This window comes from Bacillus sp. AP8 (assembly GCF_000321185.1).
GTDB classification, from domain to species: Bacteria; Bacillota; Bacilli; order Bacillales; family DSM-1321; genus Bacillus_AD; species Bacillus_AD massilioanorexius.
The window spans coordinates 1-23,710 of record NZ_CAPG01000002.1; the positions used below are offsets into that span (position 1 = coordinate 1).

Consider the following 23,710-nt stretch of genomic DNA (forward strand, 5'->3'; position numbering starts at 1 on the left):
TATGATGAAGTTGTCCCTTAGCTGCCCGCCAATTAGGACAACTTCATCATATCAAGAGGTCTTTTTATGCTCAAATCTCATTTTCATTCATTACAGGAATGCTGCTCCGTTAGTTAAATAAGAAAGGGAAATCAAAAGAAACAATGCCTACGAACAGAGCCATTACAAAACAACAATCTTTTAGAACCTGCCTTCTTTTTAGATAGCCTCTTTTTATGGTGAGTTTGTTTCCTACTCGTTTTCGGCATTTTACAATGCAGTTAAATTATATAAAATATAGGTACGACTATACGGTTACAATTATGGATTGGAATGATGAAAATGACCCCATTTATTAGAAATGATCAGTATAATTTTATAAAGTATCAAACTCAAATTTTAGTTAATGGACATTCGTCCTCAAATGATAGAGCGGTTTTACAGGCATTAAAGTCTCTTGCTGTAGAAAAAGTTTTATACATGTTCTTAGAGGAAAGTGAGGAGCAAAAACAGCTGTTAAATCCTATTAGTGAGATTAAAGATAAGGAACAAGCTGAAGCATTTTTAAATACTATAAAGCCTTTTGTTATGCCATTTGAAGTATCGGAACAACAGATAAAAAAATTATTTCCTAAAGTAAAGAAATTAAAGGTACCGGTTTTAGAAGGCATGAATCTTAGAGAGATTTCATATTTAGGCTGGGACGATAAAGGTTCGCAAAAAAAGTATATTGTAACGTATCATGAAGGTAAGCTTACAGGTTTACAAGGAACTTGTAAACCACTAAATAAAAAAGGGATTTGTGTATTGTGTAATAAAATAGAAGAAGTAGGGTTATTCATGACGGAGAAAAAAGGAACTGTACAAGGTACCTTTACTAAAAGAGGAAATTACATTTGTCTGGATAGTCAAAAATGTAATCATAACTTAATTACTTTAGATAAATTAGATGAATTTCTAGTGTTATCCAAACAATAAGGAAGAATTAGAAACAAAGATAAGTATTGTTTCCGATATAAGAGTGATGGTAAAGAGAGGATGTGTCTTATTATGAACGAACAGCTACAAGTGAAAATAGGGTGGGATGCGGAAGATGCCGAATATGTTAGAAAGAACTTAGTGAGCTATAATCAAAGGCATGTTTCCTATACGAATATTGAAAAAGTTAGTATCATTCTTAAAAATGATGATAATAAAATACTTGGTGGTATTTTAGGATATATTGATTGGAATTGTTTGCAAATTGAAATTCTATGGGTTGATGATCAATTACGGGGTCAAGGTCAAGGAAAAAAACTAATAGAGATTGCTGAAAAAGTAGCTTTAGAAAAAGGTTGTAACTTAATGAAACTTGATACATTTAGTTTTCAAGCTCCTGATTTTTATCAAAAGCTAGGATTTCAGGTATTAGGTGTGCTTGAGAATTTTCCAGAAGGCTTTGATCATTATTATTTGTATAAGAGAATTATAGAATAGTTGAGAGAAAAGGCTGTCTTAAAGTGATGATGAATCACAATGAAGACAGCCTTTGCATGAGGTTTATGTTATTTGTTGATAATCGTCATTCACCCGTTCATTTCTTGTGAAAATGATCAGCAATATATTGCTAATAAAAGAGAGAGAACAAAATGTCTTACTTTCCTGGTTCGATATGATATTTTTTTTGTGTTTGGAATTTTAAAGCTAATAAAAGAGCAGGTATCGTACAAATAATCATCCCTAAAAAGGCATAACTTGGCGAAATTTCATATAATGATCCACCTAGCAGTGTTAAAATGGCTGTACTCCAGCTTAAAGCTAAGGCAGAATATACGCCCTGTGCATTCGGAATTTGTTCTTTTGGTAGTTTTTGTGTGATATATAAAATAAAGGCGTAATGTGCTACCCCAAATGATAGTGCGTGTAAACTTTGTGATAAAATAAATATCCAAACATTTGGAAAGAAAGCGACTAACAGCCAGCGTAAAGTAGAACCAACAGATGCTAATATAAGTAATGAAGCTGGTTTCCATTTACCAAATAGATTATCGGCTTTTGCAAAATAAAGTATTTCAAATAATACACCGATATTTATGATCATTCCAATATAATATTTCGAAACACCTAGATCCTGCAAATAAATATAACCGTAATTATAGTAGGAAGCGTGAGCGCCTTGTAGCAAGATGACAATTAATAGTACTAATGGAAATCCTTTAATGCTCCATAAACTACGAATGGATAATGCTTTTTTCTTTTGATTCTTAACTGGTTTTGTTAATAGTACTTGAGGTGCTGATACGAAACTATGAAGGAATAGCATAGCGATTAGTCCGAAAATCATAGCCCATAAAATAGCTGAATCGCCAAAATAACCTGTCATAACGCTGAGAATAAGAACAGCTACAATAAACCCAATAGAACCATAAGAACGACTTTTTCCGTAATGAAGTCGCCCATGTTGCACTAATATACCTGCTGTACTATCAAGTGCTGGCATAAGTGCAGGATAAAATAAACTAAAAATAATTGTTACAGCAAACAGAGATGAGAATGAGTTTGCTGGAATATATAAAAGTGCAGATAAAAGTGCTCCCACCGTTAAAATCACTATGACCATTTTATTGCTCCAATACCTTGAAGCTAGTGGAAAAGCAAATAGTGTAGAAGCTCCTCGAGCAGCAAGTCCAAAGCTCATTATTAAACTAGCATCTGAGACACTCAATCCTTTTGCTTCTACAAGCCATCCTGTCCAATAGGGTAAAAATATTCCCCATGTGATAAAAAATGCAAAAAAGTTTTGCGACATCCATCGCTGATTATTCATGTAAATCCCTCCGTACTCATTGCATCATAGCACGGGTTTTTTTACAATAATATGAGATATCTCATACTTTTATAAAAAGGGTAGAACCTAGACAAGAAGTTCGTACAAGTTGTTATTATTTGGAAGGGGAAATAGGTATGCATATATTATCTGAACCTATACGTAGCACATTCATTGAAAAATATCCAATTCAGTCGCACTTTTCATTTCCGATTATCGATTTGATTCAAGTACATCAATTTGAATGTGGTGAATATATCATTCAAGAAGGGTCTTTTCCGGAATATTTATACTACTTAATCGAGGGCAAGGCAAAAATTTATTATACACATCATAATGGAAAGGTTTCTCTTTTAAATTTTATACAGCCTGGGGCATTTATTGGTGAAATTGAATTATTACATGAACAGTATTACTCAAAAGGTATTCAAACAGCAACGAAGACGGTTTGTTTTGCCATTCCTGTCCGTGCATGTAAAGACCAGTTGCTACATGATGCGACGTTTTTGAAATACTTATGTACATTTTTAAGTTATAAGGAAACGATTATGGCTGCGAAATATTCAGTGAGTCGAGCATATCCGCTTGAAAACAGACTCGCTGAATTTATATTATTATCTGCTGACGATTATTTTTATAAAGAGAAGCATACTGAAGTTTGTGAATATCTAGGTGTTTCGTATCGACATTTGCTACATGTACTCGCACAATTTAGTGAAGCAGGATATATTGAAAAGCAAGGCAGAGGATTTGTGATTAAGAATAAGCTCCGACTTCAGCAGTTAGCGACAGCCATTCAAAGAGGCTAAATTTCAGAAAAAAGATCGGAAATACATTCGAAAAACACTAATCACAGTATTGGTTAGTGTTTTTCTTAGTTCAGGAAATGAGACATTCTTGATGTTTTCACTTTTCCTCGTTCCTCTTATATTTTTCTTAATCGTACAATCATAATGATAGGAAATTCGTTATGTTTAATACTGAAGCCTAATCCGACGTGATTCTTATCAGGTTTCGATGGATCTACTCGATAAAAGCGATCGAAGATAAATACCTTTGAAGCAGTAGGTATACCAGGACCATGGTCTTCAATTTCAAAAATAATTGAATCATCCATTTGCTTGAATAGAATCCAGTTTAAATTACATAGTAGATGAGGATTGAACAAGTTACTTATAGGCGTTTAATCCTTTTTTTGTTATACAGTATAGTTATGGAGTTAATGCTAAAGTGAACGGAGATACTATAAAAAATACTTTACTAAGAAAATATAAAACTAACTATTTTGTTCTGTTTAAACTCTTTAGATGTGATAATCTAAAATGAGAAAAAAAAGTAGAAAATTAAGTAGTAGAAAAGGAGTATAGTGGATAGAAAATGTCTAAGAATAAATTTGTTGTCACCATGCTTTTGCTAAATATCTTTATCGTTTTCTTAGGTATTGGATTAATTGTTCCAATTATGCCGACTTTCATTGACGAAATGCACCTTTCTGGTAGCACGATGGGGTATATGATGGCTGCGTTTTCGCTCACGCAATTCATTATGTCTCCATTTGCGGGAAAATGGATTGATCGTTTTGGAAGAAAAATCATTATTGTATTAGGATTATTTGTTTTTTCTTTATCTGAGCTTATTTTTGGTTTAGGTGAGGATGTATGGGTATTATTCTTTTCGAGAATTTTGGGTGGTGTAAGTGCGGCGTTTATTATGCCAGGGGTAACCGCCTATATGGCTGATATTACCACAGTTAAAGAACGTCCAAAATCAATGGGGTATATTTCAGCAGCAATTAGCTTAGGATTTATTATTGGTCCAGGTATAGGTGGATTTGTAGCAGAATTTGGTGTTAGAGCACCGTTTTATTTTGCTGCGGTCATTTCATTCATTGTAGCATTGATTTCCTTATTTATACTGAAGGAACCTTTAACGAAACACGAATTAAGTGAACGAGCAGCTATTAGTGCTAAGAGCAATTTCTTTAAAGAAATCTTGAAGTCATTCAAGCCTATGTATTTAATTGCTTTTGTCATTGTTTTCGTGCTGGCATTTGGTCTTTCAGCATATGAAACAGTGTTTAGTTTATTTTCAGACCATAAATTTGGCTTTACACCTAGAGATATTGCCACTATTCTAACGATTTCATCCATTATTGCCGTCATTGCTCAACTATTTATGTTTGATAGAATGGTAGATTGGATTGGAGAAAAGAAACTTATTCAGCTTTGTTTAGTAGTAGGTGCTATTTGTGCTGTTGTTTCAACTTTTATTGGGCACTTTTGGCTTATTCTTTTAAACACTTGTATCATTTTCTTAGTGTTTGATATTTTGCGTCCTGCACTAACGACGTATCTTTCAAGAATGGCTGGAAGCGATCAAGGCTTTGTTGCTGGAATGAATTCAGCTTATACAAGTTTGGGCAATATTGTAGGTCCATCTTTGGCTGGTATTCTTTTCGATGTTAATATTAATTTTCCATATCTATTTTCATCGTTAATACTTGTCATTGGATTGGTGATCACTGTTTTTTGGCGTGAAAAACAGTTTGTACAAACAGCGAATTAATCGGAGGCTATTAAGCCTCCGATTTTTTTAAAATGATATATACAGAATTGCGATCTCACCTCTATATTGAGCTTTTATTGTTCACAACTAAATATAAAAACTTAATAAAAGTTTCCTTTTTCATCTAGCAAAGAAGCTACATGTATCTCTTTATTATAATATCTTTACGAGAATTTGAGTGATGGTGGTGTGTTAATGTCATGGATAATTATTCATTTAGTATAATGTTCGGTTGGTTGTTAATAAATTTAGGATGTTTTGGCAACTGACACTTCCGAAGTAAATCATATGGGAGAAAAGCAAGGGATAAAAATCCATGCTTTTTATTCCTAGGCTTTTTTGGGCACGCCTTGCACGTTGCTTTAGTAGCAATATCATACAATTTAGGCTCCAATCAATTATTCATTTTATCAGCCGATTATATTCATCAAACTTTTTTAAAATCAACAATCTTTATTAAATCACTAAAAGATTAACCCATATTACAGCACCCATTGGATGTTTATACTGTATCGGCTCTTCAAATAAAATAGGATTCTCGAAAACCCAAGCATATGTATTTTTATAGGGAACTTGTTGACAGTCTTGAGGTGGTACAAGATGATATCTTTCACTTTGTTGATACTCTTGAAGACATAATTTCTTACTATCTACTAAATCTACAGTACCAAGCACCATTCCACTACCACTTTTAATAAGGGCTATTTTTCCTCTAATATGAGTATTCGATCCTCTAATTTCCCAAGTTTTTTTACCTTCTAAAATGTAATCAATCCATGGTGATTTTATAATTAGACCCTTCATTATTGTCCTCCAGATACTTATATATTTATTTAATCCACTAAGTTATGTATATTCAAGCTGTTATATTGTGAAAAACGAGCTTGGAAGAGACAAGTTGATTATACTCTTTGCAATATGTCGTTTTCTTCAAATAAGGAACTATAATAGAGTATAATCTATAATATTTTGTCTATAAAGTTTCATTATTTAGAGACAATGGTCGAGGAAAATTAGACAAGTTTACGTACAATATTATGAGCGTTATTAAGTTTGGAGCAAGAGGTTGTATCGACACAAAAAGAAAGCTAAAGAACAATAATAAGATCATTATGGAATGATAGACGCTCATATTTTAGGAGGTTATTCATATGGAACCTAAATGGCTTTATTGGGCAAAGCAGTTACAGGCAATTGCTCAGACTGGATTAACATACTCCAAGGATATTTACGATATAGAAAGATTTGCACATATACAAGATTTAAGTATAGAAATAATAGCCGAACATTCAGGAATAAAGCAACAAGAAGTAAAAGCTCTGTTTGCCAATGAAAAAGGATATGCTACACCTAAAGTCGACATACGAGCAGTGATTTTTCGAGATAAAAAAATATTAATGGTGAAAGAAAATAGTGATGGGAATTGGTCTTTACCTGGAGGATGGGGCGACGTTGGTTTATCACCAAGCCAAGTTGCTATTAAAGAAGTAAAGGAAGAAGCAGGATTTGATGTAAAGGCAAATAGATTGTTAGCAGTATTTGATACATCTCACCATCCTCATCCACCATCTCTTTATCATGTATATAAGATATTCATTCAATGTGACATAATTGGTGGTCAACCTATTAGAGGAATTGAAACAGAAGAGGTGGATTTTTTTGCAGAAGATGAAATACCATCATTATCAGAAGCCCGAAATACCAAATCGCAAATTGAAAAAGCATTTCAATATTTGGCTAATCCTGAACTTCCTGTCTACTTCGATTAGTAGGTTAAGACAAAGTTTTTTTAAATACAATTGAAATTAGTAACGAATAGCCAACAAAAATTTGTTGGCTAATCACTTTCTAAATTAGTATTAGGAGATGTTATTGACTAGGACCTTTGGAAATGGTTTAAGGTAGGAATGTAAGATTGTGAAATAATATGAGGTGATCCCCATGTATATTGGTGAGGTTTCTAAATTGTGTAAGCTTACTAAGAAAGCTATAAGCTACTATGAACATGAAGGCTTAATTATTACAAATTATGATAGCAATGGATATCGAACCTATAATGAACAAGCTGTTGTTAGATTAAAAGAAATCTATGTTCTGAGAAAACTAGGAATGAGTGTTCGTGATATTAAGCTAATGTTGAATAGTAATGATAAGCATGTTGCTTTAAAGGATTTTCAATTAAAACAAGCTTTTCAGCTGGATCAACTAAAAGCACAAAAAGAATACTTAAATCAATTTTTGGATAATAACCTTTCTATCGATAAGGCATTTCAAGAAATTGAGCATAAATTAGACCCGTATATAAGAATTAAAGATAAATTGTTACAAGCATTTCCGGGCTTTTTTGGAAGGTATTTATATGCTCATTTCGGAATGTTTTTAGATGGACAGATTGATAGCCCTGAAAAAATAATGGCCTATAATGCAGTAATTAAATTTCTAGATTCTGTTGATGATTTAAAATTTGATAAGGACATACAAGACTTTTTAACGGAACAATTAGATGTATTAAGTGATAGGGAATTTAGTCAAATGGGTCAAGGGATTAAGCAAGCGTTTAACGACTATGATGGATATATCCAAAATCATAAGGACACTATTAATTGGTATATGAACTATCGTAATTCAGAGGAATTTAAAGCAAGTCTTGCATATCGGATGCAACAAACTTTAAAAGAGTTTCAGAAAAAAAACGGATATTATGAAGTGTTTATTCCTAATTTAAAAATTTCAAGTGAATCTTATAAAAATTATTGGGATGAACTACATCAATTGAATAGTCGATTTATTGCGGATTTTCCGCAAGCGAAAAATATTGGTAGTGAATAATATAATGAAGCAACTTTCTCATTTATTTAGATTTAATTTTCTAATTGGAATTACGATGCCTATTATCATGCTCCAATTAGAGTTTTATTACAAGAAAAAGTTGAACTATTGATACGGGAGAATGTTTAGCCTTTACAGGTTTCAAATTCTTGTGCTTTGCCATTAGGGATGGTTTACTTGGATCTATTGTGATATCGTTCAGATGGAAACGATTTTTATAATTGCTGGGATTTATGTATGTTGTTGTGGTCTCTATGCATTATCTAGCAAACGTTTTAATTTATAAGAAATCCCAAAAAGCATAGACCACGCCTATGCTTTTTGGGAAAAGAAGGATAAAAAATCTGACATTCAGTTAGTTGAATTATGATAGGATGCTATTTTTTTCATTAGATTTTTGTCCATAATATCTTTTTAAACTCTTTGAACTCTTTCGAATCATTAATTAGTGAACAGGTTTGTAATGATAAAAGTGCGCTCTCAATTAAGAAAACTCTTGGTTCTGTATGATTCATAATTTCTTCTTGAATAAAATAAACTAGGTTAAGATAGGAAGATAATTTTGGATCATTAGCTGGAACAACTTTTTCAATATTTTTTTTCAAATGAAGAGTTGCAAAGCAAAAATCATTGTTAAAAAAGTCAATATAATCACTGTTAGGAAATAGTTTTTGGACTTTATCTTGTGTGAAAAGCTGAACTTCTTTTTCACTTATATCTTCTAAAATAGTTACAATTCGATCTATACAGTAGTTAGTAATATGATGCGTTGGTATGGCTTCTTTCATAGCACTACTTGTTTGAAGAATATTTTGCATGAGTCCGGTAAAAAGGACTGCGCAATCGAAAATATAAGGTTTTTTATCTTCAGAAAATATATGAAGAAAACGCTCGTATACCCATTTCAAAAATAGAAATTTAGATTGCTTAATGAAGAGAATTAATTCTGGATCATTTGAAACAAGTGCATCTTCTACAAGTTGAATCAATTTATTTTTTCGATTTAATTCCATCGTTAAGTTTACTTGTTTAATGAAAATATCAATATTTGATGGATCTTCCCCTATAAGTAGAGCATCTTGCTCTTCCTTTAATTCTTTTTCAATGGAATGAAAGACGGCTTTAAAGAGCTCTCCTTTAGAATCAAAATAGTTATAAAAAGAACCTTTTGAGATACCACTACTATTTAAAATTTCCTGTATGGATGTTGCATGATATCCCTTTTCTATAAATAGCTCATGTGCTTTTTCTACTACATGTTCTTTTCGTTTATTCATGGTTATGCTCCTTTGGTAAATACTGATCCACAATAAAAGACTACCTTATCTATTGATGAATTTCAATTTATGCCTCAAGTCAAGCTTTCTTGTCAAATGACTTAATAGGATGTATCATATAACTAATTATAACATAGGTATAAAAATGAACTCTAAGTATTGTTCGTAAAAAAAGATTATAAGTAGCATATTGAAAAATTGGATAATTCCACTAAGAGATTAATATGAAAACATTGTTTTATTCGTTGATATAAAGGGAATTAAGTATTAAAAATGAATGTACATAAGTAATCAAGTTTTCGCAAACTTTGTTGTCAATTAACCAAGGAGGATGAACACATGCGAAAAATGAAAAGAAGAAATAGAACTATTGTATTTCATTTATTTCAGATTGGAATTATTTGTTTGTGGGTCATTCATTCGTTTAAATAAAATCCATTTTCTCTGTTTTAAAGTTTTATATAGTAATAGAGAATCCTATTTGACAACGTGATCGAATAGGATTTTTTATATTTGAAAAGAGCATCTTAAAAATTTTGAAAAAAAATTCCATAAAATAGTTGTAATCGCTTACAAAATTACATATACTTTGGATAATGAAATCGATTTCATATGATTCATTACTGAAACAAGTACTTCTCCTTCAAAATTACATTTAGAAAAAACAGAAGTTGAAGTAGGAGATTTACTTCAGTAAGTACTAGATTGGTGTAACTAACCAATATTTGAAGTTGGTAAACACCTATTAATCGAAGTTCACCTTACTAAAGGAGGCGATGATCTGGCAACTCTAGCCGATGTTGCAAAAATGACTGGGCTTTCAAGAGCTACGGTTTCTCGTGTTATCAACAATCATCCTTATGTTTCTGAAGAAAAAAAAGAAGCAGTACATGAAGCAATTCGTATACTGAACTACGTTCCCAATGCATCCGCACAAAAACTTCGTAATCAAAAAACTCACACCATTGCGGTACTTGTACCCAAGCTAACAAATCCCTTTTTTGCTTATTTACTTGAAGGTATTGATCAAATCGCCACAGAATTTGGTTATCTTATACTTACATGTCACACACAATATGATAAACAGAAAGAACTAACTTACATGAATTATTTAAAGTCCAAGCAAGTAGATGGAATTATCCTCACTTCATTTGAAAACAAGTGGGAAGAATTATTTCCGTATCATACGTATGGACCAATTGTTCTTTGTAATGAATATCAGTTCCAAGATAAAGTGCCTTTAGTAAGATTAAACCAATTTGAAGGTGGCTATATTGGTACTCAGCATCTTATTAATAAAGGACATACTAGAATTGGATACTGCTTTGGTGACCAACCAACACCACTTACTAAAGATAGATACAATGGCTATGCTTTTGCGTTAAGAGAAGCAGGTATTGAATTAAAACCAGAGTATACATTTAAAAATATTCTTGATTTGAATGATGGAAAAAAAGTTTTTCATTTAGGGCAATCATTAAAAGAACCGCCAACTGCTTTTTTTACAGGGAGTGACCAAGTGGCTGCAGGTATCATTCTAGAAGCTAAGTCCCATGGATATACAGTACCTACAGATCTTGCGGTAATTGGTTTTGATGATCAACAAATTGCTAGTGTTGTTGAGCCAACTTTAACAACCATTCGCCAACCAACGGAATTAATTGGTAAGATTGCGATGGAAACAATGCTCAAAGCATTGGATCAGCAGTTAAAAACGGAAGATATGGATATTCAATTACCATTAGAACTGATTGTTAGAAAATCAACTTGACCTTTTCATATAAGTATCTTACTTCTTGTCATTTGACATATGTTTTTTAGGTAGATAGGATCGCTTTTTAAATATGCGTAAAGGGGAAATATTATGAAGAAAAAAATGATGCTAACGGGTGTTTTAGCACTTTCCTTATTGTTAGGAGCATGTAATTCTGACAAAGCCACCAATGATGACAAGGTAGAAAAAAAGGATAAGCAAGTAACGATTGTTTATTCAAGAGGAAAGGATGTTACGAAAGGTACAGAAGAGACTGTAAAAGCTTTTGAGAAAGCACATCCAAATATTAAAGTGAAATTTAGGGAAATGCCAGCTGATACCGGGCAGCAACATGACGCATATGTAACAGCATTCAATGCGAAATCATCCGAAATTGATGTAATTGATATGGATGTTATTTGGCCGGCAGAATTTGCTCAGGCAGGATATGTGCTTCCATTGGACCGTTTTATTGAAAAAGATGGAATCGATTTAAGTGAATATAATAAGGGGGCTATTTCTGCTGCTCAATTCAATGGAAAACAGTGGGCAATACCTAAGTTTATTGATGCTGGACTATTATTCTATCGAAAAGATTTAGTTAAACCAGAAGAAGTACCAAAAACGTGGGATGATTTAATTAAAATGGCTAGTTCTAAAAAAGGTCAAGATGGAACTAAGTTCGGTTATGCTATGCAAGCGAAGCAGTATGAGGGGCTTGTATGTAATACGATTGAATTCGTTGCTTCCTATGGTGGGAAGTTTATCGATGAAAATGGAAACGTTGTAGTCGATTCTCCAGAAACAATAAAAGGCTTAAACAAACTGGTTGAAATCGCGAAATCGAACTTCGTACCCCAAAATGTAACGACGTTTGCTGAAACCGAAACGGATCAAGCATATATTGAGGGGCAGGCTGTATTTGTACGAAATTGGCCCTATGAATTTGCAAGTGCAAATGATAAAGAAAAATCGAAAATTGTTGATAAAGTAGGAGTCGCTCCACTTCCAGCGGGAGATAACGGTTCAGCTGCAGCTTTAGGTGGTTGGCAAGTAGGTATTAACAAATACTCGAAGCATCCAAAAGAAGCATGGGAATTTGTTAAATTTATGGCTGGTGCTGAAGGGCAAAAACTTGGTGCAATTTATGGTGGTAATGCTCCTGCTATAACAAAGCTTTATGAAGATCCAGATGTTTTGAAAGCAAATCCTACTTTTGCTGATAAAGGATTTGTAGACGGATTAAATGTTGCGGTTTCTAGACCGGTTGCTCCAAATTACCCTGAAGTTTCTGAAATCATCCAGATTCAAGTATCAAAAGCAATTGCGGGTGAACAAACAGTAGAGCAGGCTGTGAAGAATATGCAAAAAGAAATTGATGCAAAACTAGTCAAATAAGACATAAAGATTAGCCTTCACGTAACTGGAAGGCTAATCTTTTTCTACCATATTACTACCATTTAGTGTGTTCTTTCAATGTTAGATGAAATGGGTATAGAAGGCCAAAGAACGGCAGTATTACCTATTTGTATACGTTTACTTGCATGTTGTGTATGTCGTTTTTGCCAATGGCCAAGCCAATTATAGCCATGTTATATTTTGAACTTTTCTTACAAAAGTTAGTTTTATATTCGTTTGAGTCTTCTAGAAGATGAATGGGAGGGTTGAAGATGGATCAACACCCTAAAGTAGATAATAATAGCTCCAGCAATGTTCAACTAAAAAAAGTGAAAAAAACAAAGAACAAGAATAATCGAGTAGCAGGTTATCTTTTAGTAGCTCCATCCATGATTTTAATTATCGCTATAGCTATATGGCCAGTTTTACAGTCCTTTTATTTCAGCTTATTTGATTTACGACTTAATGATCCTATTCGCTCGGAAACACATGTAGGATATAGCATTGATTTAGAAAGATATTTGAATAGCTATCCATTTTTAGTAAATGCCATCGATCAAGAAGATAAAGCAATTGATAAACTTAAGGACACAAAAAAACAATTGCAGACAGTAAATGAAGAAATTCTTCAGACAAAAGGAATAAAAGCAAACTACGATAAAGTAAATGATCAATTGGATAATTTTGAAAATGTGGATACTACAGTAAGTATTGTTGAACTAGATAAAGAAAAAGCACTTTCTATTCGTCAGCAGTTAACTTCTATTACAGAGCATATCAAAACATTAGCAGATCAACAGTTATTGGCAAAGGATAGTAAGTTACTTGGCTTGTCTTCAGGACTGAGTGAAAGTATCATCAAACCAAATTTTATAGGTTTAAAGCATTACCAGGATAACTTTACAGATTCGCGAATGTGGAAGGCGATTGCCAATACAGTTGTGTTTACGGTTATATCAGTAGGGATTGAATTAGTCATTGGTCTGGCAATCGCTTTGCTTATTAATAAAGCGTTTATCGGCAGGGGGATTATTCGAGCAACCATATTAATTCCATGGGCAATACCGACAGCAGTATCAGCTCTAATGTGGAAATTCTTATATGATGGTCAAAATGGAATAGTGGCAAAAATTTTTGAAAGTGTTGGTTTAGTTGATAATATGGCAACGCTTCTGACAACTAATATTGGTGCGTTTTTCTCTATTATTTTTACAGATGTATGGAAAACAACTCCTTATATGGCTTTGTTATTATTGGCAGGACTTCAAACTATTCCAAATACTTTATATGAAGCTGCTTCTATTGATGGAGCAAGCAAATGGAAACAGTTTACTTCTATTACATTACCACTCTTGAAAACTAGCTTAATGGTAGCTTTATTATTTAGAACGTTAGATGCTTTTCGTGTATTCGATTTAATTTTTGTACTGACAGGTGGAGGACCAGCCAATTCAACTGAAACGATATCAGTTATGGCTTATAAAGTGATGTTCTCTCAAACGAATTTTGGAGATGGTTCAGCATTATCTGTGATTGTATTTCTTTGTGTAGCGCTTATTTCCATGATTTATATTAGGATTTTAGGGAAAGACTTACTCAATTAATAAATGAAGGAAAGAGGTGAAGAAGAATGCAGAGGAAAGCAGGTCCATTATTTTATCTATTTCTAGTCGTTTTTGTTTTTTTCGTCATGTTCCCATTTTTGTGGATGCTTGCAAGTTCTATAAAGCCAGCAAGTGAGCTATTTGGTGATGACGCCTTTAATCCTTTTACATCTAATGCCACTCTTGAAAACTATGTTTCTGTCTTCACGAATTACCCCTTTCTCCAATATTTATGGAATAGTTTTGTCATCTCATCCATTACAACGATTTATACGGTATTAGTAGCTTCTTTTGCAGCTTATGCCATTGCTAGATTGCAATTTAAAGGGAAGACAATCATTTTAGGAATTGTTTTATCGGTAACGATGTTTCCGCAAATTGCGACTATATCACCAATCTACGTGTTCTTAAAAAATATGGGCTTAACAAACTCATATCTTGGCTTGATTATCCCTTATACGACCATTACGCTCCCACTTTCTATTTGGTTACTTGTAACGTTTTTTAGAAAGATTCCAAATGATTTAGAGGAAGCGGCTAGAATGGATGGTGCGTCATTAATGCAAACCTATTGGAGAGTCATTTTACCATTAGCGATGCCCGGTATTTTTACGACGGCAATTCTCGTATTCATTGCAGCATGGAATGAGTTTTTGTTTGCATTAACAATTAATACAGATGATCGTTATAAAACGGTTCCAATTGGTATTTCAATGTTTCAAGGTCAATACACTATTCAATGGGGAGAGATTGCAGCTGCCACTGTTATTGTTACGGTTCCATTAGTTATATTAGTGCTCATTTTCCAACGTCGTATAGTTTCAGGATTAACTTCTGGTTCTGTAAAAGAATAATTCATTTAAGGATGTGTTTTCATGAGAAAAATCAATGTGGGAATTGTCGGTTGTGGAAGCATTGCCCAGCATCGACATTTACCTGAATACGATGCTAATCAGCTAGTTCAAATTATGGCTGTTTGTGATCCGAATGAAGAAAGAGCTATAATGGTAGGCCAAAAATATGGTGCTAAGTATTACACAAATTATCATTGTTTGTTAGAGAATCAAGATATTGATGCCGTTTCAATTTGTACACCAAATTTTCTTCATGCTGAAATTTCAATAGCGGCACTGCGAGCGGGAAAACATGTATTATGTGAGAAACCAATTGCTACATCTGTAGAAGAAGCGGAGCGGATGATTGAAGCGGCGAACCAAACAAAAAAGAAATTGATGATAGCACATAATCAACGCTTTGTAAGATCTCATAAACTCGCAAAAAATATGATTGAAACAGGAAAGATTGGGAAGATTTATAGCTTTCGCACAACGTTTGGTCATAGAGGTCCTGAGTCATGGAGTGTAGATGGATCAAATAGTTGGTTTTTTTCTAAAGAAAAGGCATGCCTTGGATCATTAGGAGATTTGGGAGTTCATAAGGCGGATTTAATACGCTTTTTACTAAATGAAGAAATTGTTGAAGCAGCGGCTTTTGTGGATACAAAAGCTAAGGAGAATTGCTCTGTAGATGATAACGCAGTATGCATTTTGCGGACAGAAAGCGGTATTATTGGGACTCTATGTTCTAGCTGGACATACGTTGGTGAGGAAGACAATTCAACGATTATTTATGGACAAAAAGGAATTATGCGTCTTGAAGACGACCTAAGAGATGCCCTTATTATTCAGTATAGTAATGGAGAAATAGAACGTCATCAATTAGAAGGAATCCAAACGAATGAACAGGGACAGCAGAGTGATTCAAAGGTAATCGATGCATTTATAGAAAGCATTGCTACAAATGGTGATTCTCCGATTTCTGGAATAGAAGGAATGAAATCCTTACAAGTCATACTGGCTGCACTTGAAGCGAATGAAAAGAAAACTTTCATTCAGCTTAATCAACAAGGTAAGGTGTCTTCTTAATGGAAAAGCTTCGTATTGGTATTATTGGAGCAGGAGAAATAGCTGTTAATCGTCATATACCAGCATTAAATTTATTGCATGAGCGAGTAATGATAATGGCTATTTGTGATATCGATATTCAAAAAGCAAACCGAGTTGCAACCAAATTTCAGATTCCTTTTGTTAGTACGGACTATAAAGAATTATTAACTAAAGTAGATGCCATTATTATTTGTACGCCGAATAAATTTCATTCGGAGATAGCTGTATTTGCCTTACAAGCAAACGTACATGTGTTTTGTGAAAAACCGATGGCTCTATCTAAAAAAGAATGTCATGCAATGCTTTCAACTGCACATTTAACCAAAAAGATCTTAACGATTGGATATCACTATCGTTTTATGAAAGAAGCTCAAGGTGCTAAGAAATTATTGGATAGTGGTATTATTGGCAAACCATTAGTAGTAAGGGTTCAAGCTCTTAGACGCAGAATGATGCCAAATTGGGGTGTGTTTACGAATAAAGAGCTTCAAGGTGGAGGAAGCTTAATGGATTATGGCTGCCATCTATTAGACTTAGCATTATGGCTTATTGGAAGTAAAGTACCTCTAGAAATCGTGGGTAAAACCTATAATTCTCTTGGAAAATCAAAAAATCAAGTAAATCAGTGGGGACCGTTTGATCATACCACATTTGATGTGGATGATCATGTTACCGCATATATCACATTCGAGAATGGTCTTTCATTACTACTTGAAACCTCGTGGTTAAATAATATCGAGGAAGAAGTAATAGAAACCGTTAGCATCTCTGGTGATTTAGGAGGCATTTCTGTTTTTCCTTTAGTAATGAATTATTCAAAAGAAGGAATGTTGTTTAATAGTGAGGCTGTATGGATTCCCGGAAGCGAGGAACCTGGTATTGCTCAAATGAAAAACTTTATTGAGGCATGTCTAGGGAATGAAGAGCTTATTGTTAAACCCGAAGAAGCGTTACTTGTTTCTGGCATCATTGAAAAAATATATGAAAGCAGTGAAGTACAGCACGCCGTACAATATTAACGAAGTGATTTGCTAAAAGATATGGGCAAAAGAGAGGATGGAATAGAATGAAATTAGGAGTCTTTACCGTATTATTTGAAGGGCGTTCATTTGTAGAAATGTTGGATTATGTCAGTGAATCGGGTATTCAAGCAATTGAAATTGGAACGGGAAATTATCCAGGAAATGCTTTTTGTAATGTAGATGCACTACTTCAAGATGAAAACCTTCGCCAAACATATGCAAACGAAATAGCTTCTAGAGGACTAGTGATCTCTGCTTTTAGCTGTCATGGTAATCCACTTTCTCCAGATAAAATATTTGCTAAACAATCTCATGACATTTTTAAAAAGACTGTTCAGCTTGCTGAGCTAATGGAAGTACCTGTAGTGAATTGTTTTTCAGGAACACCTGGAGATCATGAGGAAGCACGTTATCCAAATTGGCCTGTTGTTCCTTGGCCTAATGAATATAGTGATGTTCTAAAATGGCAATGGGAGGAGAAGTTAGTTCCTTATTGGAGAGAATGGGGTCAGTATGCAAAGGATCATCATGTTAAAGTTGGATTAGAGCTTCATGGAGGATTCCTTGTTCATACACCATACACTTTATTAAAGTTAAGAGAGCTAACATGTGATGCAATAGGAGCAAACCTCGATCCAAGTCATTTGTGGTGGCAAGGAATTAATCCTGTAGCGGCTATTAAGTTACTAGGAAAAGAAAATGCCATTCATCATTTTCATGCAAAAGATACATATATTGACCAGAATCAAGTGAATATGTACGGACTAACTGACATGCAGCCTTATAGTAGTGTTCAAACAAGAGCATGGACATTTAGATCAGTTGGATGCGGTCATAGTTTACAAGAATGGTCAGACATGATGAGTGCACTTCGACAATATGGATATGATTATGTTGTAAGTATTGAGCATGAAGATCCTTTAATGTCAATTGAAGAAGGGTTTACTCGAGCTGTTAGGAATTTAAAATCTGTTTTGATTGAAGAACCACCACCAAATTTATGGTGGGTGTGAATAATACGGAATTATAATTGTGTTTATTTTGGGACTCATTTAGGTAATCTTGAAGTTTCTTTAAATAACTTGGATCGTTTACCATGTCACCTACAATCTTATATATTCTATTGTTGATAATGTAGTAAGTTCATTTTTCTCTCACGTGCCAAGTCACCTCAGCACTTTGTGTTTATGTAATTTCACTTGTCCTGGTACTAGTGAAGGAGTCATACACTTTCCGCTAAACTCAAGACTTTTTTATGCTTTTTTCACTGAAGCCATGTAAAAGAAGTAATAAATTACAGAGTTATTTCATAGAAAAAAACGAAATGGAAAAGGGTTGTGTATTAAACTCTTTTCCATTTCGTTTAAAAGCTTTGATATTCATCGCATAAGGGTTGATTTATTTAGCAGCTTCAATCTCACTTACAGGGATACCGAGAGCTTTAGCTACACCTTCTCCGTATGCAGGATCGGCTTTGTAGCAGTTGTTGATATGTCTTAATTGTACTTCTTTAGTCGTTCCTTGCATATTTCGTGCTGTATTTTCGAAAAGTACTTGCTGTTGTTCCGGTGTCATGATATTGAATAACTTACCAGGTTGAGTATAATAATCATCGTCATCCTCACGGAAATTCCACTCATAACCATCACCTACAATTGGAAGCGGTGGCTCTTTATATTCTGGTTGTTCCTGCCATTCTCCATAACTATTTGGTTCGTAATGCTTTGTGCTGCCCATATTACCATCGACTCTCATAGCTCCATCACGATGGTATGAATGAACATGTTTCGCTCCTCTTGGAGAGTTAACAGGAATTTGCCAGTGATTCACACCTAGACGATAACGTTGTGTATCTCCATATGAGAATAAACGACCTTGTAGCATTTTATCAGGTGAGAAGCCAATACCAGGGACAATAGTTGTTGGAGCAAAGGCGGCTTGCTCAACGTCTGCAAAATAGTTATCTGGATTACGGTTTAACTCAAACTCTCCAACTTCAATTAGAGGAAATTCACTCTTATACCATACTTTTGTTAAATCGAATGGATTATAAGGCATTTGTCTTGCTTGTTCTTCCGTCATGATTTGTATATACATTTTCCATTTAGGGAAATCACCACGTTCAATGGCTTCATATAGATCTCTTTGGTGACTTTCACGATCTTTACCTACGATTACCTCTGCTTCTTGATCAGATAAGTTCTCTATTCCTTGCTGTGTAATAAAATGGAATTTTACCCAATGTCTTTCATTGTTTGCGTTAATAAAGCTGTATGTATGACTTCCAAAGCCATGCATATTTCGATAGCTTTTAGGAATACCACGATCACTCATAGTGATTGTTACTTGATGAAGTGCTTCAGGTAAGGAAGACCAAAAATCCCAGTTGTTTTGAGCGCTTCGCATGTTTGTACGAGGATCACGTTTAACGGCATGGTTTAAATCTGGGAATTGTTTAGGATCTCTGAAAAAGAATACAGGTGTGTTGTTACCAACAAGATCCCAGTTTCCTTCTTCTGTATAGAATTTCATAGCAAAGCCACGTATATCTCTTTCTGCATCGGCTGCGCCACGTTCTCCAGCAACAGTGGAAAAACGAACAAACATTTCAGTCTGTTTGCCTACTTCTGAGAAAATAGCAGCTCTTGTATATTTAGTAATATCATTTGTAACAGTAAATGTTCCGAATGCCCCAGAGCCTTTAGCATGCATACGACGTTCAGGAATTACTTCTCGGTCAAAATGTGCCATTTTTTCAATAAACCAAACGTCCTGCATTAAAACGGGACCTCTAGGACCTGCAGTCATGGTATTCTGATTATCAGCTACTGGTGCACCAAATGCAGATGTTAATCTTTTTTTCTGATCTTCATTTTGAACATTTTTTTTGTTATTTTCATCCATATATGTAGCCTCCTTTAGCTTTATACTTAAATTGTATATTAATTTTATCACTTTAATAGTTACACATTTTCGAATTTTTGCACTTAAATATTGCGTTAATGTGAAAAAATCGGATGATATATTAATCAAAACTTAAGATGAAAGGGAAGATTGAAATATTTATCAATAAATTTGATAATATATGTTTTCAAAGAAAGAATTAATTCTGTATGGAAGGGCTGAATACGCAATAGTCATAACAAGTAGTTTATGTATTTCATATACTGTATGAAAAATGCCTAAGGGAGATCGTATATGAATACTATTGATGATTCATTCCTACAAGCAATCCAAAAACGTATTCCTAGTTCTGCGGAAATTTTAAAGATTAATGGTTCACAAGCTATATTAGTTGTGGATTTAGATGGTGACTATCAAGATGAGTTAGTGGCTCTTTATAGGAATTTAGATGAAAATTATGTACTCATTTTAAAGAGGGAGAATGACAATTGGAAAAACCTTGTTCATTTTCGAGGTAAAGGAAATAGCGTTACAGATTTATTTGCCGTTCCAATTTCAAATAATAAGCAAAATGATTTAGTTATTGGCTGGCAAATTAAGGACGAGGGATCAGTTTTAGATATCATTCATCAAACTTCTAACGGTTTCGTTCATTTATTACCTGAAGAGTATTTCTATACTAGTTCAAAAGAAACTCTGATAAAACTTCAAAATGAACGAAAGGCGCAAAACCATTCATATAATAGATATATTATTGATAAAAAAATAGGTGATGTTAATGGGGATGGGATTAAAGATACGGTTTATTTAACAAGCAATCAACAAGAGGTAGAAACATATGTTCAAGATCTTAAACTTACGGTTGAAGATGGTAGAACAAAAGAAAAGAAAAGCATTATTCTGAAAAATAATTCAGGATATGATCCAACCATATTTTTAGGCGATTTTACTAGAGATAAAGCTTTAGATATTTTAGTAGTTACAAGTACTGGTGGAAGTGGGGGAACCATTACAGCCTCGATTTACTCTTTCTTAGATCATACATTCGATTTGCTTTTTGATTCAGAAGATTTTAATGCTCGCTTTGTATATAACATTTGTTATATGGATAATTATAAGGTAGAAATAATTAGCAACGTGTTAAATCGAAAATTTATTATTGACCTTTTCAATCGCGACACTAATTATTTATCTCAACTATATAATGAGGACGGAACATTAAAAAAGCACGTACAAGGTTTTGCATCGGGCTTAACGGGGTTATATCCTATTGATTTTGAACGTGACGGTATTTATGAATTGAGTGCATATCAAAATTTAAGTGGTCTGTATAGTGCGGATCGATTTGGTTATATTCAAACTGACTTAAAGTGGAATGGTCAAAAAATCATTCCTTATCGACAAACGATGAATATTTTGGGGATGGAGATTAAAACTTAAGATGACATAGCCTAATATATTGAAAGATGAATGGATGAGAGTGTATGTCAAAAAGGAAAGCCTGATTTAATTAAAAATCAGGCTTTCTTCAATAGGTGAAATAAGTTTAGTATATTCACCTAAATGGTGTGAATTATTTCTGTTTACTGATTAGATACTAATCAATCTATATGCATCATTTTTGTGATTTTCTTCGAGAATGCTAGAAGAATTAAACCAAGTAAAATTGCCATACCACCGATTGCTGCAAATACTTCGAAGTAACCTAGTTTTTGTGTTACTGAAGCAAGTTGTCCAGCAAGAATATTTGCGATACCTGAACTTGCTAACCAAACACCCATTAGTAGTGAAGCAAGTTTCACAGGAGCGATACGGCTAACTGTAGATAATCCAACTGGTGATAGGAATAACTCACCTATAGTGTGGAACATGTATGTTAATACAATGAAAATGATGTGCGCTTTATTTACTACTTCTGCTTCGTTGCTTCCAGTACCTAATACGGCTACTAAAAGAACCATATAACCTACACCTAGAAGAATCATACCAATTGCCATCTTAACTGGTGAAGGTAAATCACCGCGTTTAGAGCGAGCAAGTTTAACCCAAAGCATTGATACTAGCGGAGCTAATAAGATGATGAACAATGGATTTACTGATTGGAACCATGGTGTTGGAATTTCAAAACCAAAGATTGTACGATCTACAAATTTATCCGTATAAAGTGTTAATGAACTTCCGGCTTGTTCAAAACCTGCCCAGAAGAAGATAACAATACTAGCTAAAATAAGAATTGCCACTGTACGTTGTTTTTCGATAGATGTAAGGGGTCTGTTTTTCGCTTCAACATCACCAACAACTTCGTTACGACTTGGTTTTTTACCAAGATCACCTAAGTATTTGTTACCAAGTGTGTTGAATAGAACTTGTCCAATTACCATACCGATTGAAGAAATTAAGAATCCGTACTTGTAACCATATACGAATACATCGCCTTGCATACCACCCATAATTTTGTCTGTTACAAGTGCAATAATTAATGGTGCGATGAATGCCCCAAGGTTAATACCCATATAGAAAATTGTAAATGCAGCATCTCGTTTTGGATCATTCTCTTCATATAACTCACCAACAAGAGTTGAGATATTAGGTTTGAAGAATCCATTACCAATAATTAATAATGCTAGACCTGTGTACATAGACCATTGTGCATCACCTAAGAACATGATGAAGTTACCAAGGGCCATTGATATACCACCAAGAGTAATAGCAAGACGTTTTCCTAAGTACATATCAGATAACCAGCCACCAACTAATGGGGCTAAGTAACAAGCACCAGTATAGAAACCATAAATGCTTAACGCTACGGTTGAGCTCATGCCCAAACCGCCTTCAATCAATTCTTTTGTTAAATAAAGAACAAGAATACCTCTCATTCCATAGTAACTAAATCGTTCCCACATCTCTGTGAAGAAGAGTAAATATAACCCTGGTGGGTGTTTACTTACGTTTTTCTGTTTATTCATAAGTTGTTTCCTCCTGAAAATTTTTACTGCTAAAAAGTTATAATAGAATGAAAATTCACATCACGAGATTCTGTTATAAATTTTTAGCAGGTATTGATTTAGATTGAATGAAGCTTTTAATACTTTAATTGTATAAAGCAACAAAACTTATTATTATAATAAAACACTTTTTGGATTCTCTTAAAAAAATAGTGTATTAAGTTTTTTCCTAATATTTTTTATTATTTTTGAATTCTTATTTCATTAGCTGTCTTCACCAAAAGATTTCAGAAAAATGATAATTATAAGACTTATAGCGCGTTCTTCATAGTGGTATTTTTGTAAAATGGTTTTGGAATCTATTAAAAGGAATGATGACTACTAATGGGGACTATTCAAAGATTTTAGTAAAGGATAAATCAGTTGATCAAAACTATATATTAGGTGAAAAACTTATCTATGGTCTAGAGCAGTATTCAGGAGGAAACTGGGTAAGTTATTATATGAGTACCTATAAAAATGGCAAAGTAAGTAGGGGAAACCTTCTTTTTTTAATGTATTATTCATAATGAACAAGAGGCTGTTATAAAAGCGATGAAAACTCCTTTTGTAACAGCCTTTTTTAAGATTGTATAACGTGCAATGTTGTTTTGTATGTTTCGCGAAGTGGTTTTCACATGGG

Annotated in this window: 20 protein-coding genes; 14 read left to right on the forward strand and 6 right to left on the reverse strand. The window is 33.8% G+C overall.

Features of this window, described 5'->3' with window-relative positions:
* The first annotated feature begins 321 nt into the window (after positions 1-321).
* Positions 322-957, forward strand: a complete 636-nt coding sequence (locus tag BN349_RS00020) for a FusB/FusC family EF-G-binding protein (RefSeq protein ID WP_019240204.1) — start codon at positions 322-324, stop codon at positions 955-957.
* A gap of 72 nt (positions 958-1,029) precedes the next feature.
* Positions 1,030-1,455: a GNAT family N-acetyltransferase gene (locus tag BN349_RS00025; RefSeq protein ID WP_019240205.1), complete on the forward strand. Its 426-nt coding sequence runs from the start codon at positions 1,030-1,032 to the stop codon at positions 1,453-1,455.
* A 157-nt stretch (positions 1,456-1,612) separates the two neighbouring features.
* On the opposite strand, the gene BN349_RS00030 is transcribed toward BN349_RS00025, so the two are convergent.
* Complete coding sequence (locus BN349_RS00030; RefSeq protein ID WP_019240206.1) at positions 1,613-2,785, reverse strand: MFS transporter; 1,173 nt, start codon at positions 2,783-2,785, stop codon at positions 1,613-1,615.
* 137 nt (positions 2,786-2,922) lie between these two features.
* On the opposite strand from BN349_RS00030, the gene yeiL reads away from it, so the two are divergent.
* On the forward strand, positions 2,923-3,594 hold the full coding sequence (yeiL, locus tag BN349_RS00035) for a transcriptional regulator YeiL (RefSeq protein ID WP_019240207.1): 672 nt from the start codon (positions 2,923-2,925) through the stop codon (positions 3,592-3,594).
* A 116-nt stretch (positions 3,595-3,710) separates the two neighbouring features.
* Here the strand turns inward: yeiL and BN349_RS26530 are convergent, their stop codons facing one another.
* Positions 3,711-3,902 (reverse strand): ATP-binding protein, encoded by a 192-nt coding sequence (locus BN349_RS26530; protein ID WP_019240208.1) that lies wholly within the window; start codon positions 3,900-3,902, stop codon positions 3,711-3,713.
* Positions 3,903-4,162: 260 nt separating this feature from the next.
* Between BN349_RS26530 and BN349_RS00045 the strand changes: the two genes are divergently transcribed.
* On the forward strand, positions 4,163-5,350 hold the full coding sequence (locus BN349_RS00045) for an MFS transporter (RefSeq protein ID WP_019240209.1): 1,188 nt from the start codon (positions 4,163-4,165) through the stop codon (positions 5,348-5,350).
* A gap of 456 nt (positions 5,351-5,806) precedes the next feature.
* Here the strand turns inward: BN349_RS00045 and BN349_RS00050 are convergent, their stop codons facing one another.
* Entirely contained in the window at positions 5,807-6,154 is a 348-nt protein-coding gene (locus BN349_RS00050) for an ASCH domain-containing protein (RefSeq protein ID WP_019240210.1), read from the reverse strand.
* Between the two features lie 347 nt (positions 6,155-6,501).
* On the opposite strand from BN349_RS00050, the gene BN349_RS00055 reads away from it, so the two are divergent.
* Together BN349_RS00055 and BN349_RS00060 are read left to right on the forward strand one after the other, a co-directional pair.
* Entirely contained in the window at positions 6,502-7,119 is a 618-nt protein-coding gene (locus tag BN349_RS00055; RefSeq protein ID WP_019240211.1) for an NUDIX hydrolase, read from the forward strand.
* Positions 7,120-7,291: 172 nt separating this feature from the next.
* Positions 7,292-8,179, forward strand: a complete 888-nt coding sequence (locus BN349_RS00060; RefSeq protein WP_019240212.1) for a MerR family transcriptional regulator — start codon at positions 7,292-7,294, stop codon at positions 8,177-8,179.
* A 389-nt stretch (positions 8,180-8,568) separates the two neighbouring features.
* Here the strand turns inward: BN349_RS00060 and BN349_RS00065 are convergent, their stop codons facing one another.
* Positions 8,569-9,456, reverse strand: coding sequence for a TetR/AcrR family transcriptional regulator (locus tag BN349_RS00065; RefSeq protein ID WP_019240213.1), 888 nt, complete (start codon positions 9,454-9,456; stop codon positions 8,569-8,571).
* Between the two features lie 781 nt (positions 9,457-10,237).
* On the opposite strand from BN349_RS00065, the gene BN349_RS00075 reads away from it, so the two are divergent.
* The 7 genes from BN349_RS00075 (at position 10,238) to BN349_RS00105 (ending at position 18,192) form a co-directional block, all read left to right on the forward strand.
* The gene (locus BN349_RS00075) at positions 10,238-11,227 is read left to right on the forward strand and encodes a LacI family DNA-binding transcriptional regulator (protein ID WP_026089094.1); all 990 of its coding nucleotides are present in this window, start codon (positions 10,238-10,240) and stop codon (positions 11,225-11,227) included.
* Positions 11,228-11,320: 93 nt separating this feature from the next.
* Positions 11,321-12,607, forward strand: coding sequence for an ABC transporter substrate-binding protein (locus tag BN349_RS00080; protein WP_019240216.1), 1,287 nt, complete (start codon positions 11,321-11,323; stop codon positions 12,605-12,607).
* A gap of 389 nt (positions 12,608-12,996) precedes the next feature.
* Positions 12,997-14,211 (forward strand): carbohydrate ABC transporter permease, encoded by a 1,215-nt coding sequence (locus tag BN349_RS00085; protein ID WP_051024168.1) that lies wholly within the window; start codon positions 12,997-12,999, stop codon positions 14,209-14,211.
* 26 nt (positions 14,212-14,237) lie between these two features.
* On the forward strand, positions 14,238-15,065 hold the full coding sequence (locus tag BN349_RS00090; RefSeq protein ID WP_019240218.1) for a carbohydrate ABC transporter permease: 828 nt from the start codon (positions 14,238-14,240) through the stop codon (positions 15,063-15,065).
* A gap of 21 nt (positions 15,066-15,086) precedes the next feature.
* Entirely contained in the window at positions 15,087-16,136 is a 1,050-nt protein-coding gene (locus BN349_RS00095; protein ID WP_019240219.1) for a Gfo/Idh/MocA family protein, read from the forward strand.
* Positions 16,136-17,176 (forward strand): Gfo/Idh/MocA family protein, encoded by a 1,041-nt coding sequence (locus BN349_RS00100; RefSeq protein ID WP_019240220.1) that lies wholly within the window; start codon positions 16,136-16,138, stop codon positions 17,174-17,176. The genes BN349_RS00095 and BN349_RS00100 overlap by 1 nt, the downstream gene beginning before the upstream one ends.
* A 47-nt stretch (positions 17,177-17,223) precedes the next feature.
* A complete protein-coding gene (locus tag BN349_RS00105) occupies positions 17,224-18,192 on the forward strand; it encodes a sugar phosphate isomerase/epimerase family protein (protein ID WP_019240221.1) in 969 nt (322 codons plus the stop codon).
* Between the two features lie 385 nt (positions 18,193-18,577).
* On the opposite strand, the gene BN349_RS00110 is transcribed toward BN349_RS00105, so the two are convergent.
* Positions 18,578-20,083 carry a catalase gene (locus BN349_RS00110; protein ID WP_019240222.1) on the reverse strand — a complete coding sequence of 502 codons (1,506 nt, stop codon included), beginning with the start codon at positions 20,081-20,083 and terminating at the stop codon, positions 18,578-18,580.
* A gap of 294 nt (positions 20,084-20,377) precedes the next feature.
* Here BN349_RS00110 and BN349_RS24625 point away from each other — a divergent pair, with 294 nt between their 5' ends.
* Complete coding sequence (locus BN349_RS24625) at positions 20,378-21,523, forward strand: hypothetical protein (protein WP_019240223.1); 1,146 nt, start codon at positions 20,378-20,380, stop codon at positions 21,521-21,523.
* Between the two features lie 161 nt (positions 21,524-21,684).
* Here BN349_RS24625 and BN349_RS00120 read toward each other — a convergent pair whose 3' ends face one another.
* Positions 21,685-23,049, reverse strand: a complete 1,365-nt coding sequence (locus BN349_RS00120; RefSeq protein WP_019240224.1) for a peptide MFS transporter — start codon at positions 23,047-23,049, stop codon at positions 21,685-21,687.
* Between the last annotated feature and the right edge of the window lie 661 nt (positions 23,050-23,710).